Here is a 15,204-nt window from a genome sequence, read left to right as displayed (position 1 = left end):
GCACTCAGCAGCGCTCGACGCCAGAACGCCAGGGCAGGGAATATCTGAGCGATATTCCCTGCCCTGGCGTCGGTACTGAATTCGGTAGCGGTGATCTGCACAGCCGCGCTCGAAGAGACGCGGGATGCCGTCACGCAGCGGGGGTGGTTTCCATGTGGCCTGTCCAGCAGTGTGCCGGGCCTGGCGTTTTCCGATGTGTCGGGGAACGGGCAGAGTCTTGGCGTCCGTGTTACGGCCGTGGAGCCTTCGCGCACCTTCAAGCGCTTTGCGTGTAGCCCTGCGGTGTAAGCGGGCCTGCACTTCTCTCAATAATAAAACAACGGGGCTTTTTTGATGCTGGATTTTCTCAATGACATTCTCTGGGGCAAGGTACTGATCGCATTGCTGATCGCCGTCGGCATTGGCTTTACCGTCGCATCACGCTTCGTACAGTTTCGCTACTTCGGCCGCATGTTCCGGATCCTCAGCGCCAGCCAGGCGTTTCAGCGCGACAAGCACGGTCACCTGAGTTCGTTTCAGGCGCTGCTGCTGTCGGTCGCCGGCCGTGTCGGTGGCGGTAATATCGCCGGCGTCGCCGTTGCGATCACCCTCGGTGGACCGGGTGCCATCTTCTGGATGTGGATGGTCGGCCTGATGGGCATGGCCACCAGCTACCTCGAGTGCACCCTGGCGCAGGCCTACAAGCAGGCGGAACCGGACGGCTCCTACCGTGGCGGACCGGCCTACTACATCGCCCGCGGTCTGGGCAGCAACTGGAAATGGCTGGCCGGTCTGTACTCCGTGCTGCTGCTGCTGACCTTCGGTTTCGGCTTTACCGCCCTGCAGTCCTACGCCGTGGCCACCTCCTTTGAGGATGCCTTTGGTGTGCCGGTGTTCTATTCCGGTATTGGTCTGGCGATGATCGTCGGCCTGATCATCTTCGGCGGCGTCAAGCGTATCGCCAAGGTGTCCGAGGTGCTGGTACCGGTCATGGCCGGCGGCTATATCCTCACTGCGCTGGTGGTGCTGGGCATGAACCTGGAGCGCATTCCCGATGTCTTCATGCTGATCGTCAAGAGCGCCTTTGGCCTTGAGCCGGCTATCGGCGGCGGCATCGGTGCCGCCATCATGATGGGTCTCAAACGCGGCCTTTTCTCCAACGAAGCGGGCCTGGGCAGTGCTCCTAACGTGGCGGCGGTGGCCTATGTGCCGCACCCGGCCAACCAGGGCATCGTGCAGTCGTTCTCGGTGTTTATCGATACCCTGATCATCTGTTCGGCCACGGCCTTCATCATCCTGCTCAGCGGCGTCTATGACCCGGCCAGTATGAGCGACATCGGTGGTGTGGCGCTGACGCAGGCTTCCCTGGCCGAGCACGTCGGTGAATGGGGCCGCAGCTTCGTCAGCGTTGCGCTGCTGCTGTTTGGTTTCAGCACCATTCTGTACAACTACTACCTGGGTGAAAACAGCATCAACTACTTCACCGACGACAACCAGAACCTGTTCAATGGCTTTCGGGTCGCCATCATTGGCCTGGTGTGCTGGGGCGCCACCACGGACCTGGGCACGGTGTTTGCCTTCGCCGATGTGACCATGGGTCTGCTGGCGGTGGCCAACCTGATCGCCCTGATCATGCTGATCAAGCCGGGCCTGCGCATCATGCGTGATTTCGATGACCAGATCAGCGCCGGTATTGAGCAGCCGATCTTCGACGCCGCCAAGTTTAGCGACCTGAACATCGATGCTGCTGCCTGGGAGATCGAGCCGGAAGACCTCGAGCAGGTTCCGCAGGGCGCTGCCGCAGGCGCTGTCAGCTCCAACTGATCCGAGCACCCCAAGCCAAGGGCGACGCGCGGCTGGCTGCATGCCCGTCGCGCGTCGCCGGCGGCTTTTTATGTTCAGGACGAACAGTTCCTGTAAATCGCTGCTGCGTTTACAGGATTTCCGCCATCCATGGCGGTCACTGACTTTGTGCTCCTGCAAAGTCAGGTTTCCCGCCATCCATGGCGGTCATGCCGCGGGTGCAGGGATGCGCAGGCGCGGCGATCCATTGCCAACCTTTACCGAGCTTCACGCAGGTGTTATATGCCCGACTCCGGTCTTCTCAATAATAAAGAACAACTCCTGACCCGTCTTACCGAGTGCCTGGAGGCACGCTTTCCCATGCAGGAGGTGACTGCGATCAGCGAATTCGCCCGCCAGTACTACCAGGTCGTACCAGTCAATGAACTGATGCAGGCCCCGCCGGAGGATCTGCACGGCGTCACCCTGTCCGCCTGGCAGTTCCTGCAGCAGTATGATGCCACGGCGCCGAAAGTGCGGGTGTTCAATCCCGACTACGAACAGCACGGCTGGCAGAGCCAGCATACCGTGATCGAGATCCTGCAGGGCGACACGCCGTTTCTGGTGGACTCGGTACGCATGGAGCTGAACCGGCGCGAGCTGGTCATACATGGCATCTGCAATACGGTACTGCGGGTGGCTCGCAACGACGGCCGGCTGGAGGTCTTGCAGCCGGCGGGCGAGTGCGACGCGGGGGGGCGGCTCGAGTCGCTGATTCACCTCGAGATCGACCGGCAATCCGATCCCGAGGTCATGAAAACGATTCAGCAGGGGATACTCGACGTGCTCGCCGATGTGCGGATCGCCGTGGCCGATTTTCCGGCGATGCAGGCCCGTGCGGCGCAATTGCTGGACCGGTTGCCGCAGCCTCCGGCCGAAGGGGAGATCGATGAGTCCCGGGCCTTCCTCGACTGGCTGCTCGATGACCGCTTCATTTTCCTCGGCGTCGAGGAGTTCGATCTCGCAGACGGCGCCAACGCGGTACAGTCGCCCGCCGGGCCGTCACTCGGGATCGCCAAACGGTGCCGTGGCGAAACCCTGACCGGGGAGCTGAAAGCCGCGCCGGGCAATGCACCGCTCGATTTCGCCAGGGCCGGCCGGCGTTCGCGGGTGCACAGACCCGCCTACCTGGACGTGGTCCGGGTGCGGCACCTGGACGAGCATGGCGAACCGGTCGGCGAGTGCCGTTTCATCGGCCTTTACACCTCGTCGGTCTATCGGCAGTCACCGCTGCAGATCCCGGTCGTGCGCCGCAAGATCGAGGCGGTGATCGAACGGGCGGGCTTTATCCACGCGGGCCACAGCCGCAAGGCGCTGCTGGACGTGCTGGAGGACCTGCCGCGTGAGGAGCTGTTCCTGGCGTCCCCGGAGGAGCTGTACCGCATCGCCATGGGCGTGTTTGATCTGCAAGAACGGCACAAGGTGCGGCTGCTGGTGCGCCGGGAGGCGTGCAGCCGCTTCTATTCCTGTCTCTACTATGTGCCGCGGGAGCAGTTCAGCAGCGCGCTGCGCCAGCAGGTGCAGGATGTGCTGACCGAGCAGTTGCAGGCGCAGGAAACCGAGTTTCGCACCCGCCTCAGTGAATCGACACTGGCCCGGGTGCATTTTGTTGTCCGCGTGGATCCGCAGACCGCGGTGGCCTTTGATGGCGCGGCGCTCGAGGGGCGCGTCGTCGACGTCTCGCGGGCCTGGAACGATGAGCTGCGGCGGGAACTGCTGGAAGCCAGCGGCGAAGAAACCGGCAATCGCCAGAATCAGCTGTTCGGCCAGGCGTTCCCATCGGCCTACCGCGAGCATTTCTCGCCGCGCAGCGCCGTCATCGATATCCAGCACCTCGACGGCCTGACGGCGGCCCGGCCGCTGGCCATGAGCTTTTACCGTGCGCTGGAGCCGCAATCCGATCTGCTGCGCTGCAAGCTCTACCGGGCCGGCGAGCCGCTGGTACTGTCCGATGCGTTGCCCATCCTCGAGCAGCTGGGGTTCCGGGTGCTGGGGGAACATCCCTATCCGGTGCGGGCGCGCGATGGCCGCAGCCTGTGGCTGCATGACTTCACGCTGACCCCCGCGACGGCCGGGCCGGTGGAGCTCGAGGCGATCAAGCCCCTCGTGCAGGAGACCTTCCTGCGACTGTGGAACGGCGAGGCGGAAAACGACCCCTTCAACCGGCTCGTGCTGGCGGCGGGGCTGCCCTGGCGCGAGGTGGCACTGCTGCGCGCCTTCGCGCGCTACGCCAAACAGCTGGGCTTCGGTTTCAGCCAAACCTACATGGCCGAGGCGCTGGGCCGACACCCACATATCGCCCGCCAGCTGGTGGCACTGTTCCGCGCCCGGCTGGAACCGGTGCGCCAGGCCAGCGCCAAGGCCAGGACGCTGGCCGGGCGGCTCGAGCAGAGTGTCCTCGATGCGCTGGACCGGGTCGAGAGCCTGGATGACGACAAGATCCTGCGCCGCTACCTGGTGCTTATCCAGGCGACGCTGCGGACCAACTATTTCCAGAGCGGCAGCGACGGCCAGCCCAAAGGCTACTTTTCGTTCAAGTTCGATCCGCGGGCGATTCCCGACGTACCGCCGCCGCGGCCGATGTACGAGATCTTCGTCTATTCGCCGCGCGTCGAAGGCGTTCACCTGCGCGCTGGCAAGGTGGCTCGGGGCGGCCTGCGCTGGTCCGACCGGCTGGAGGACTACCGCACCGAAATCCTCGGCCTGGTGAAGGCGCAGCAGGTCAAGAATGCGGTGATCGTGCCGGTCGGCGCCAAGGGTGGCTTCGTGGCCAGGCAACTGCCGGCGGGCGGTGGGCGCGACGAGGTGCTGGCCGAGGGCATCGCCTGCTACCGGACTTTTATCAGCGGCCTGCTGGATCTGACGGACAATCTTGTCGGCGGCGAGCTGGTGCCGCCGGTCGATGTTGTGCGGCACGACGGCGACGATCCCTATCTGGTGGTGGCGGCCGACAAGGGCACCGCGACCTTCTCCGATATCGCCAACGACCTGGCATCGGATTACGGCTTCTGGCTGGGTGATGCCTTTGCTTCGGGTGGCAGCCAGGGCTACGACCACAAGAAAATGGGCATCACGGCGCGGGGCGGCTGGGAGTCGGTCAAACGCCACTTCCGCGAACGGGAGCTGGATGTCCAGAGCCAGGCCTTTACCGTGATCGGCATCGGCGACATGGCGGGGGACGTGTTCGGCAACGGCATGCTGCTGTCACGACATATCCAGCTGGTGGCGGCCTTCAACCATCAGCATATCTTCATCGATCCCGACCCCGATGCGGCGACGGGCTTCGCCGAACGGGAGCGCCTGTTCGGGTTGCCGCGTTCGTCCTGGGCCGACTACGACAGCAGCCTGATCTCGGCCGGTGGCGGCATCTTCTCCCGCAGTGCCAAGTGGGTTGCGATATCGCCACAGATGCGCGAGCGCTTCGATATCGCCGAGGCGCGCTTGTCGCCGGCCGAGCTGATCAGCGCGCTGCTGCGCGCGCCGGTCGATCTGATCTGGAACGGCGGCATCGGCACCTACGTCAAGGCCAGCCATGAAAGCCAGACTGACGTTGGCGACAAGGCCAACGACGGCCTGCGCATCGACGCCCGGCAACTGCGCTGCCGCGTGCTGGGCGAGGGTGGCAACCTCGGTTTCACCCAGCTGGCACGGGTCGAGTTCGGCGGCCGCGGCGGTGCCTGCAACACCGATTTCATCGACAATGCGGGCGGCGTCGACTGCTCGGACCACGAGGTCAATATCAAGATCCTGCTCAACGAGCTGGTGGCCGGCGGCGACATGACGATGAAACAGCGCAACCGTCTGCTGCAGGAGATGACCGATGACGTCGCGACCCTGGTGTTGCGCAACAACTATCGCCAGGTGCAGGCGCTAAGCCTGGCCGAGCGCCAGGCGCAGCGGGCGCCTGACGAGTATCTGCGCCTGATCCATCAGCTGGAGGCCGGCGGGCGGCTCGACCGGGGGCTCGAGGGGCTGCCGGATGACACTGCCCTGGAGGAGCGCAGGACCCGGGGACTGAGCCTTACCAGGCCCGAGCTGTCCGTGCTGCTTGCCTATGCCCGGGCGCAGCTCAAGGAGGCGCTGATCAAGGCCCCGCGATTCATGGACGATGACTGCCTGATGCAGGCGCTGGAAAGCGCCTTCCCGCAGCGGATGGTCGCAGAGTTCCGCGAACCGCTGTACCGGCACCGGCTGCGACGGGAAATTGTCGCCACCCAGCTCGCCAACGATCTGGTCAATACCATGGGGTCAACCTTCGCGCATCGGCTGCAGCAATCGACCGGCATCGACCTCGCCGAGATCGTCATTGCCTACGTCATCGCCCGCGATCTCTTCGCGCTCCCCGACCTTTGGCAGCAGATCGAGGCCCTTGACAACCAGGTGCCGGCATCGGTACAGCTTGACATGATGGCCGATCTGATCCGACTGGCGCGCCGGGCCTGCCGCTGGTTCCTGCGTCAGCCCGACATGCTGCGCAACGCCGCGAAGACCCAGGCACGCTTCCGTGACGGCGTGGCGGCGCTCAGCCAGGGCCTCGACCAGCGCCTCAGTGGCGACCGGCTGGAGTCCTGGACGCTGCGCCATGCCGGCCTGATGGAGAAAGGGGTGCCGGAGGCGCTCGCCAAGATCGTTGCCGGTGCCGACTGTCTGTATCCGGCGCTCGCGATCATCGAAGTGGCTGAAAGGTCCGGCATGCCGGTCGAACAGGCCGCCGACGTCTACTATGGCCTGGGCGAGCGGCTGGATCTGCACTGGTTCGACCAGCAGGTGAAGGCGCTGATGGCCGACAGTCACTGGCAGGCGCTGGCGCGCGATGGCTATCGCGATGACCTGGACGCACAGCAGCAGGCACTGGCCCTGAGCGTCCTGCGCCTGGAGCAGACCCCGGACGCTTGCGGTACGCCGATCGAACGCTGGCTCTCGCGGCACGCCGCGGCGCTAGAGCGCTGGCAGCAGATGCTGGCGGACCTTAGGGCGGTCGGGCAGCAGGAAAGCGCGGTCTTTTCGGTGGCGTTGCGCGAACTCGCGCAACTGGCGCATCAAAGTGGAACGGTGGCGGACTGAGGTCCCGCACAGCTTGCAGACGGTAGTGGCTATCAAGGGATATCCAGGCGGGTAAAACGGCCTCTATTGAACGTGAAGCCAGGCTCGCAGGGCGGCCATTGGCGGGGCTTTAATCAGCGAGCGGGTCAGACGCTCCCGCGCAACGTTTAGCCGATCGGGGGCGAGTGGTGCTGAACGGTTGCGTGGCGCGGGTGGCGCCAGCCTGAATGATCAGGCCGACGGCGTGTCTGCCCTGAGGCGCCGGTTCGTCCGCCGTTAAGCGTCGCGCCCGGCGTCATCAAGTGATTCCTGAGCTTTTCCTTTTCAGCTGACATCAGTTGATTCCAGCCAACCCGCAAACGGCCAGACCGTTTGCGGGTTTTTGCGTTATGCGTCCCTTTTTATGTTCTTCGAAACCCTGAAGGCGCACCCTGGAGTGCAGCGCTGTGCAGGCTGGATCCTGCGCCTATCGTGGAGACTGAATCAACCAGGGGCCCGAAGGCCCCGAACAGGATGCTCCCGCCTCAGCGGAACGCGATGTCCCGCAGGAAGAGCGAGATCTGCGGGAAAGTTACCAGCAATACGGTGGCAAAGAGCAGGATCACGAGAAAGGGTGGCACGCCGCGGATTACGTCAATGAACGGGCGGCGGAATACCGCGACGGCCGTGAAGATGTTGCAGCCAAAGGGAGGTGTCGCCGCGCCGATGGCGACCTGCAATGTGATCAGTACGCCAACCAGTACCGGATCGAGCCCTGCAGTCTTGATCAGTGGTGCAAAGATCGGCACCAGAATCAGGATGACGACAATCGAGTCGACAAACATGCAGCCGATAAAGAAGGCGATGTTGATCGCCACCAGCGTCATGACCGGGCTGGCGCCTTCCAGCCCGATCGAGGCGATGAGCTGTTGCGGGATCTGGGCGTAGGACAGCACCCAGGAGAAGGCAGCACCGGCTGCGATCAGGATAAAAACCACCGACGTCACGGCGCCGGTCGACAGGGCGATCTCGAAGATATCGCGCGGCTTTATCGAGCGGAACACGATGACTTCCAGAACCAGCGCATAGAGCACACAGATGGCCGCGGCTTCGGTCGGGCTGAAGATACCGCCATAGATGCCGCCGACAACGATGGCCGGGAAGCCCATGGGCCAGATGGCCCGGCGAATAGAGGCCAGGCGTTCGCCCCAGCTGGCTTTCGGCTCGACCGGAATATTGTGCCGTTTGGCGTACCAGATGCAGTAGATCGAGAACAGCACGATTATCAGCAGTCCGGGTCCGAGGCCGGCGATGAACAGTTCCGATATGGACGTGCCGGAAATCACCCCGTAGATGATCATGCCGATCGAGGGCGGGATCAGGTAGGCCAGGTCAGCCGCATTGATGATCAGACCGATCGAAAATCCATCGTTGTAGCCGGCCTTAAGCATACGCGGGCGCATGGCTCCCCCGACAGCGACCACGGTGGCCTGCGTTGAACCGCAGACCGCGCCGAACAGGGCACAGGCGACGGTGACCGATACTGCAAGGCCACCACGGATATGGCCCATGAAGCGCATCACCACATCGACCAGTCGGTCGGCCGAATGGCCGCGAGTGATGATATCGGCGGCAAGGATAAACATCGGGACGGCAATCAGGGCGGCGGGTTTGACGCCACCAATCATCTGCTGGACCACTTGTTGCAGGCTCAGGTCCGGGAGATAGAGAACAAAGGCCAGCATCGCGGCGGCCAGCAGGGGCATCATCATCGGAAAGCCGGCGAGCAGCAGAACAATCATGATGCCGAGCATTACCAGGGACATGGCGGGCACTCCTCTTATTATCGGCAGTTATCGGATGGCCGTTCACCGTCGTCATCGACGGCGGGGTGGTCCTGGTTGTAGAGGTGCATCACTTCGGCGATCTCCGGGTCTTCGTATGCATCGACGGTCGTGAATGAGACATAGACTTCCGGGTCGGTCAGGTCGAGGTTTTTGAACACCGTCAGCAGGTACTGGATGCCGGTTAGCAGGAAGCCGATCACTACCCAGACATATGTCAGGTAGAGCGGAAACTGCAGCGCCGGCGTGACGCGGCCGCGGCGGGCGATCTTGGCCACGTACTCAAAGGCGTACCAGGCCAGCACGAACATGGCCACGGCTGTCACGGCGGCGATGACGATCATCAGCAGTTTCCTGGCGCGGATCGGCAGCACGTCATACAGCGCCGACATGCGGATATGGCGACCCTTGCGGGTTGCATAGCCCAATCCCATGAACGTGATGATGACGATCAGGAATTCGTTGAGCTCCTCGGTGAAATAGATGCTCTGCGAAAAAAGATATCGCCCGAACACGTTGGCGATGGTATTCAGCGCCATGATGATAATGCCCCAGCCCAGTACCAGCATTTCGGCCTTGCCAAGGATCTCGTCAAGCAGGGTAAAGATGTGGCGGGCTATTGAGCGCCAGGGATGCATCATTTTCCCCTTGGGTTGGGTAATCGCCTGATGGGAGATCATGTCTCGTTGGCTCATGGGTGACGTCTCCAGACGCAGTGGTGCGGCGCCTCTTAAGCCAGGAATTCTGATGCATAACTCTGCTCGGGATGGGCCAAAGTTACAGCGACACCCTCGTCGGAAGAAGCCGGTTCAGAATCACCTGATGCATTAGAGGGACGTTCAGTTGGCGCCACCATCATTGGATGGCGGCGTCCTCGGGAGGTCCTGGTCGGGCGCTTATTGAAGTGTTTCGACCTCAGCCAGCAGGGCGTCGAGCAGCGACTGTCCGCGGTCGCCGGCGATCTCGATGTAGGCCGAATGGGTGGCCTGACTGCGCTCGCGGAAAGCCGCGCGTTCCTCTTCATTCAGACGGATCATCTTGATGTCGGGGCGGGCCGTCTTGATCTGCTCGAGCTTTGTTTCATTGAACTGCTCGACGATACCCCGGATATAGTCCTGCAGTTCTGCAGTGGTCTCGCGGATCAATTGCTGGCGCTCCGTCGAAAGGGTTTCGTACCAGTCGGTGCCGGACATCACCGAGGTGACCAGCTCCTGTTCACCGGCCCAGATCATGTAGTCAGTGACTTCGTAGAACTTCATCTCCTCAATGGCCGAAACGGGATTGATCTGGCCGTCCACCTGCTTGAGCTGCAGGGCGCCATAGACCTCGCCGAAGGGCAGCGGTGTCGGACTGGCCCCCAGATCCTCATAGGCCTTGAGCAGAATCGGCGAGACCATGACCCGCATCTTGAAATTGTCGAAATCGGCCGGGTTGTGAATTTCGCGGTTGGTGGTCCAGACCTGCGGTCCTTCGGAATACAGGGTGTGGAGTTGCAACCCCTTGTGCTCGAAGTCCTGACTCAGGTCGTCGTAGATTACTTTGCTTGAGCCCAGCAGATTCGAAATGGCGGACGAGTCGGAGGGCAGGGTGTAGGTCAGCAGAAAAAGCTGGGACTCGGGCACGATGGTACCCAGGTTGCCGACCGAGACATTGGCGAACTGGACTACGCCATCGGCGACCTGTTCGACCAGCTCGGTGGGCGTGCCCAGGGTGCCCAACGGGTAGATGCGGATGCTGACATCACCGTGGGTCTTGGCTTCGATACGTTTTTTGAACTCCTGGGCGTAGCTGTCCATGATCGAGCCCGGGATCTCTTCTATCGCAAATTTCCACTCTTCGGCCAGCACCTGCGTTGATGCCAGGGCGATGGATGCCGACAGCATGGCACCTTTGAGCAGTGTCTTCAGCGTTCGCATGGTGAATACCCCCGTCGTTTTTTTTGGATTTATATAGGTTCGGTTCGTAACGGGGTCAGTATTGCAAATGCCTATTCATCTAAAAATATAAATTTTAATATGTTTATATTAAGTAATATTATGTAACAACGCCTGCTTTTGCAGTGGCCAAGCTTGGGATCTCCGTTATGTCAGCCTATTCGATGAAGCATATGCAGACCTTCTGTATGGTGGTGGAGTACGGCGGCTTCGTCGGTGCACAATCCGCACTGGGCATGAGTCAGCCGGCCATCAGTACCCATATCCGCGATTTCGAAATCCGCCTGGGTTTCCAGCTCTGTCATCGCGGTCGCAGCGGTTTCAGCCTGACGGAAAAGGGAGAGGTCGTGTACCGCAAGTGCCGGGAGATGCTGAACTCCATCTCGGATTTCGAAGCAGACCTTGGCGAGCTGCGCAATACGCTGACCGGTACCCTGCGTGTCGGGCTGGTCGACAATGTCATTACCAACCGCGATCTGCCGGTAGCTGATGCGATCCACCGTTTCTACAGCCGTAGCAATGATGTCTCGATCAAGCTGCTGGTGCTGGCGCCGGAAGATCTCGAGCGCGAGCTTCTCACCGGCAACATTCATCTTGCGATCGGCCTGTTCCAGAACCGCAGCAGTGCCATGACCTATCGTCACCTCTGCAGCGAGCATCACGGTTTCTATTGTGGCCGCCGGCATCCGCTGTTTGAGCGGCCCGCTCAGGAGATCAGCGTCGAAACGATCCGGCAGTTTCCGATCTCGTCCCGAACCTATCTGCAACATGCCGATCTGCAGCACATCAAAAAGAGCCGTAACGTCGCCTTCGTCTCAAATATGGAAGCCCAGGCGATACTGATTACAAGCGGCAGTTTTCTCGGTTTCCTGCCGACACATTATGCGCACCAGTGGGTCGAAAGCGGCGAAATGCGCGCCTTGGATCACCTGAATCTGTCGTGGGAGTCGGAGTTCAGTCTGGCGGTGCGGGCTTCGCCAGCCCCGCAGAATATCGTCCAGGTTTTCGTCAAGGACATTGAAGCCGCGCTGGGCGCCTTGGCGCAGAAGTAGGTTTTTCCCAACGCCAATGCGGTTTGAGCCTGAGCGCACTGGCATTTTTGCATCAAAAATCATGATGTAAACATTCTGTAATTTATATTTTTTGATGAAATTCCTTTTGCAATACTGCCCCTGTCACACGCAGCCCGGCCCCAAACGATCCGGTGTCAGGGCTCCTCATCAACAATAAATGCCGGTCGTTGACCGACCGCACACAGGGGTCATCAACTATGAGTGACAATGCCTACGAAACGGGTCGCCTGAACCTGCCATTTGTCGGATTCTGCACCTTCGGCAAGAACCGTACCTGCGAGGACTGGGACAACATCAAGGCCGACGTGGCCTTTATGGGCGCGCCCTTTGACTGCGGTACCCAGTGGCGTTCGGGTGCTCGCATGGGGCCCCGCGCCATTCGCGAAGCCTCCACGCTGTTTTCGTTCGGTCATGGCGGCGCCTATTCCTACGAGGAGGACACCCTCTATCTGGAAGGCGTTAATATCGTTGATATCGGTGATGCCGACATGGTGCATACCAACACCGAGAAGAGCCACGCCAACATTGAATATGGTGTGCGCAAGATTCTTGAGTCCGGTGCGCTGCCCGTCGTGGTGGGGGGGGATCATTCGGTCAATGCGCCCTGTATTCGGGCCTTCGAAGGGCGCGGTCCGATCCATATTATTCAGATCGATGCCCACCTTGACTTCGTCGACGAGCGTCACGGCGTACGCTTCGGTCACGGCAATCCGATCCGTCGCGCTTCCGAGCAGGCCTTCGTTACCGGCATGACACAACTGGGCATCCGCAATGTGTCGTCGTCCAACCGTACCGATCACAAGGACGCGGAAGCCGCGGGCTCAACCATTCTGTCGGTGCGCGACGTGCGCCGGCTGGGCACCCAGGGTGTGCTGGATCTGATTCCCAAAGGGGTCAATTACTACATCACCATCGATATCGACGGTTTCGACCCATCGATCGCACCGGGTACCGGTACGCCAAGCCATGGCGGCTTCAACTACTACGAGGTGATGGAGGTTCTGCAGGGCGTGGCTTTCAGTGGCGATGTGGTTGGAATCGACCTCTGCGAAGTGGCGCCGGACTACGATCACAGCGGCAGCACCAGCATCCTGGCCGCCCAGGTATTGATGAACCTGATCGGTTATGTCTTTCACGGTCGCAAGCTGCGCCAGCAGGGCTGACAGAGCTAACCAATTCCAGCAGTGTTCTTCAAAAAAAACGCGGCCCCTGAATTCAGGGGCCGCGTTTTTGATTCAGGATGAGTCGGATAGATGTAGCGATATTGCCGGAGCAGGGGGGGAGGGTTCGGGCAACGGGCCGGTCCGTCAGTCTTGTCAGCGCCGGTTTCCCCGGTTCAGCTCGGCGTTGACCAGGGCGCGCAGGCGGTTGGCGATGGGGGAGAGCTGGCGGCCTTTCACCAGCATCAGGTAATAGGGCGTCAGCACAATGGGCCTCTTGACCGGCAGTACGCTGAGTTTGGCGCCGACGCGGTTGCCGGTCAGCAGCTCCGAGACTTCACTGGCCAGCGGTGCAATGGCGGAGGTCGACACCAGCGCGGCAATCATGGCCAGCAGGGAGGTGGTGTTGATAATGTTGGTGGGCGGCTGCGTTCGGGCCTCCAGAAAGGCTGAGTCCACCGCCTCGCGAATCGGTGCGCGGTGGGTTTGCATGACCCATTCATAGTGCGTCAGATCGCCAATTGAGACTTCGTTGGCCCGCGCCAGCGGGTGATCATCCCGTACCAGCAGCTTCACCGTTTCGGTGCGTGCCGGCGTCAGCTCGAATTCACTGGCGTCAAAGCCTTGTGGCAGTCGGGCCAGTACGAAGTCGTTCTTGCCGGAGACAAGGTCCCGCACCAGTACCTCGCTGGCCTCCACGTTGACATGGATGTCAGCCCTGGGCGACGTGGCCTTGAGCTGGTTGATGGCTGGAATCACAAATCCTACGGCGGCACCCGTCACGGCGCCCACGGTCGCGATACCTCCTTCGCCGCTTTTCAGTTCATCCAGGTCCCTGGACAGATCCCGCAGCTCCACCAGCAGGTTGTGTGCCCGCTGTGCCAGCGCGCGGCCGATCAGTGTCGGCACCATCCCCTTGGGATGACGTTCGAACAGCCGAGCGTCCAGTTGCTGTTCCATGTCGGCCAGCAGGCGCGATGCTGCCGGCTGGGTGATGGCCAGTTCATCGGCCGCCAGTCGAATCTGGCCATGTTCGGCGATGGCACAGATCAGGCGCAACTGGTTGATCTTGAGGTTTTTGGCACGTCCGAGCTCCATAAAACGTTCCTCATACCGATGTTGGTATGTATTTATACACAGAATGAATTTGATTGGTATGCCTTTGGCGCACTATCTTGAGGGGGCTAGATTGGCTCAACGATAAAAATAATGTGTGCCCGGCAGTTCTGATTAAGGTTCGGCGGTGGGCGCAACACTGGAGAAGCTAATGAAACAGTTCAAGAAACTCATGGCCACCATCGCAATCGGTACCGCCATGCTGTCCGGCGCCGCACTCGCAGCAGAGGGTTATGTCGGTATTTCCATGCCCACCAAATCCTCGGCACGATGGATCTCCGATGGCGACTCCATGATCAGCCAGCTCGAAGCCGCAGGCTTCAAGGCCGATTTGCAGTATGCCGAAGATGATATTCCCAACCAGCTGGCCCAGATCGAGAACATGATCGTGAAAGGGGTCGATGTGCTGGTGATTGCAGCCATCGACGGAACCACGTTGTCGAATGCGCTGGAAAATGCCCATGCCTCCGATATCAAGGTCATTTCCTATGATCGCCTGATTCGCGAAAGCGAATATGTGGATTACTACGCGACCTTCGACAACTTCAAGGTCGGTGTGCAGCAGGCATCTACCCTGGTCGAGGGCATGAAAAAGCGTGGCGCTGGCCCCTACAACGTTGAGCTCTTTGGCGGCTCGCCGGATGACAACAATGCCTACTTCTTCTACAACGGTGCCATGTCGGTGCTGCAGCCGCTAATCGACTCGGGCGAGATCGTGATTGTGTCCGGCCAGATGGGCATGGATACCGTCGGCACGCTGCGCTGGGACGGGGCTGTTGCCCAGGCGCGCATGGATAACCTGATGTCGGCGCACTACACCGACAAGAAAGTGGATGGCGTGTTGTCGCCCTACGATGGCCTGTCCATCGGCATACTGTCGTCGCTCAAGGGTGTGGGTTATGGCTCCGCCGATATGCCGATGCCCGTGGTGTCGGGACAGGATGCCGAAGTGCAGTCCGTAAAATCCATCCTGGCCGGTGAGCAGTACTCCACCATTTTCAAGGATACCCGTGAGCTGGCCCGCGTCACCGTGGGCATGGTCCAGGCCGTGCTGTCTGGCACCGATCCTGAAATCAATGACACCACCACCTATGATAACGGCGTTAAAGTCGTGCCCTCCTATCTGCTGGAGCCTGTTCCGGTAGATGCGTCCAACTGGGAAGAAGTCCTGATCGGCAGCGGCTACTACAGCATGGATCAGATCAAGTAACCCGCTATACGCAACCAGGCTCGC

The 15,204-nt window shown here is 61.0% G+C and carries 9 protein-coding genes; 5 read left to right on the top strand and 4 right to left on the bottom strand.

Going from position 1 to position 15,204, the window contains the following annotated elements; genetic code table 11:
• Positions 1–333: 333 nt before the first annotated feature.
• Positions 334–1,803 (top strand): alanine/glycine:cation symporter family protein, encoded by a 1,470-nt coding sequence (locus tag F451_RS0104650; protein WP_020680184.1) that lies wholly within the window; start codon positions 334–336, stop codon positions 1,801–1,803.
• A gap of 261 nt (positions 1,804–2,064) precedes the next feature.
• The gene (locus F451_RS0104645; protein ID WP_020680183.1) at positions 2,065–6,885 is read left to right on the top strand and encodes an NAD-glutamate dehydrogenase; all 4,821 of its coding nucleotides are present in this window, start codon (positions 2,065–2,067) and stop codon (positions 6,883–6,885) included.
• Positions 6,886–7,388: 503 nt separating this feature from the next.
• On the opposite strand, the gene F451_RS0104640 is transcribed toward F451_RS0104645, so the two are convergent.
• From F451_RS0104640 to F451_RS0104630, 3 genes are all read right to left on the bottom strand, one after another.
• Positions 7,389–8,669 carry a TRAP transporter large permease gene (locus F451_RS0104640; RefSeq protein ID WP_020680182.1) on the bottom strand — a complete coding sequence of 427 codons (1,281 nt, stop codon included), beginning with the start codon at positions 8,667–8,669 and terminating at the stop codon, positions 7,389–7,391.
• Between the two features lie 17 nt (positions 8,670–8,686).
• Positions 8,687–9,382, bottom strand: a complete 696-nt coding sequence (locus tag F451_RS24815; protein WP_240476437.1) for a TRAP transporter small permease — start codon at positions 9,380–9,382, stop codon at positions 8,687–8,689.
• A 201-nt stretch (positions 9,383–9,583) separates the two neighbouring features.
• Positions 9,584–10,603, bottom strand: a complete 1,020-nt coding sequence (locus F451_RS0104630; protein WP_020680180.1) for a TRAP transporter substrate-binding protein — start codon at positions 10,601–10,603, stop codon at positions 9,584–9,586.
• A 167-nt stretch (positions 10,604–10,770) separates the two neighbouring features.
• On the opposite strand from F451_RS0104630, the gene F451_RS0104625 reads away from it, so the two are divergent.
• Positions 10,771–11,673 (top strand): LysR family transcriptional regulator, encoded by a 903-nt coding sequence (locus F451_RS0104625; protein ID WP_240476436.1) that lies wholly within the window; start codon positions 10,771–10,773, stop codon positions 11,671–11,673.
• 218 nt (positions 11,674–11,891) lie between these two features.
• Positions 11,892–12,857 carry an agmatinase gene (speB, locus tag F451_RS0104620; RefSeq protein WP_020680178.1) on the top strand — a complete coding sequence of 322 codons (966 nt, stop codon included), beginning with the start codon at positions 11,892–11,894 and terminating at the stop codon, positions 12,855–12,857.
• A 153-nt stretch (positions 12,858–13,010) separates the two neighbouring features.
• Here the strand turns inward: speB and F451_RS0104615 are convergent, their stop codons facing one another.
• Positions 13,011–13,952 carry a LysR family transcriptional regulator gene (locus F451_RS0104615; protein WP_020680177.1) on the bottom strand — a complete coding sequence of 314 codons (942 nt, stop codon included), beginning with the start codon at positions 13,950–13,952 and terminating at the stop codon, positions 13,011–13,013.
• Between the two features lie 169 nt (positions 13,953–14,121).
• Between F451_RS0104615 and chvE the strand changes: the two genes are divergently transcribed.
• A complete protein-coding gene (gene chvE, locus F451_RS0104610; RefSeq protein WP_020680176.1) occupies positions 14,122–15,180 on the top strand; it encodes a multiple monosaccharide ABC transporter substrate-binding protein in 1,059 nt (352 codons plus the stop codon).
• Positions 15,181–15,204: the final 24 nt, after the last annotated feature.

Origin of the sequence: Marinobacterium rhizophilum DSM 18822 (assembly GCF_000378045.1) — a bacterium.
In the GTDB taxonomy this organism is placed as follows: Bacteria; Pseudomonadota; Gammaproteobacteria; order Pseudomonadales; family Balneatricaceae; genus Marinobacterium_A; species Marinobacterium_A rhizophilum.
This window is presented reverse-complemented; position numbering and strand designations above follow the sequence as displayed.

What these genes read in the sequence shown, in the direction of transcription:
- F451_RS0104615 (WP_020680177.1), bottom strand. Translation starts at nt 13,952, where the DNA reads ATGGAGCTCGGACGTGCCAAAAACCTCAAGATCAACCAGTTGCGCCTG.
- F451_RS24815 (WP_240476437.1), bottom strand. Translation starts at nt 9,382, where the DNA reads ATGAGCCAACGAGACATGATCTCCCATCAGGCGATTACCCAACCCAAG.
- F451_RS0104630 (WP_020680180.1), bottom strand. Translation starts at nt 10,603, where the DNA reads ATGCGAACGCTGAAGACACTGCTCAAAGGTGCCATGCTGTCGGCATCC.
- F451_RS0104645 (WP_020680183.1), top strand. Translation starts at nt 2,065, where the DNA reads ATGCCCGACTCCGGTCTTCTCAATAATAAAGAACAACTCCTGACCCGT.
- F451_RS0104625 (WP_240476436.1), top strand. Translation starts at nt 10,771, where the DNA reads ATGTCAGCCTATTCGATGAAGCATATGCAGACCTTCTGTATGGTGGTG.
- F451_RS0104650 (WP_020680184.1), top strand. Translation starts at nt 334, where the DNA reads ATGCTGGATTTTCTCAATGACATTCTCTGGGGCAAGGTACTGATCGCA.
- chvE (WP_020680176.1), top strand. Translation starts at nt 14,122, where the DNA reads ATGAAACAGTTCAAGAAACTCATGGCCACCATCGCAATCGGTACCGCC.
- speB (WP_020680178.1), top strand. Translation starts at nt 11,892, where the DNA reads ATGAGTGACAATGCCTACGAAACGGGTCGCCTGAACCTGCCATTTGTC.
- F451_RS0104640 (WP_020680182.1), bottom strand. Translation starts at nt 8,669, where the DNA reads ATGTCCCTGGTAATGCTCGGCATCATGATTGTTCTGCTGCTCGCCGGC.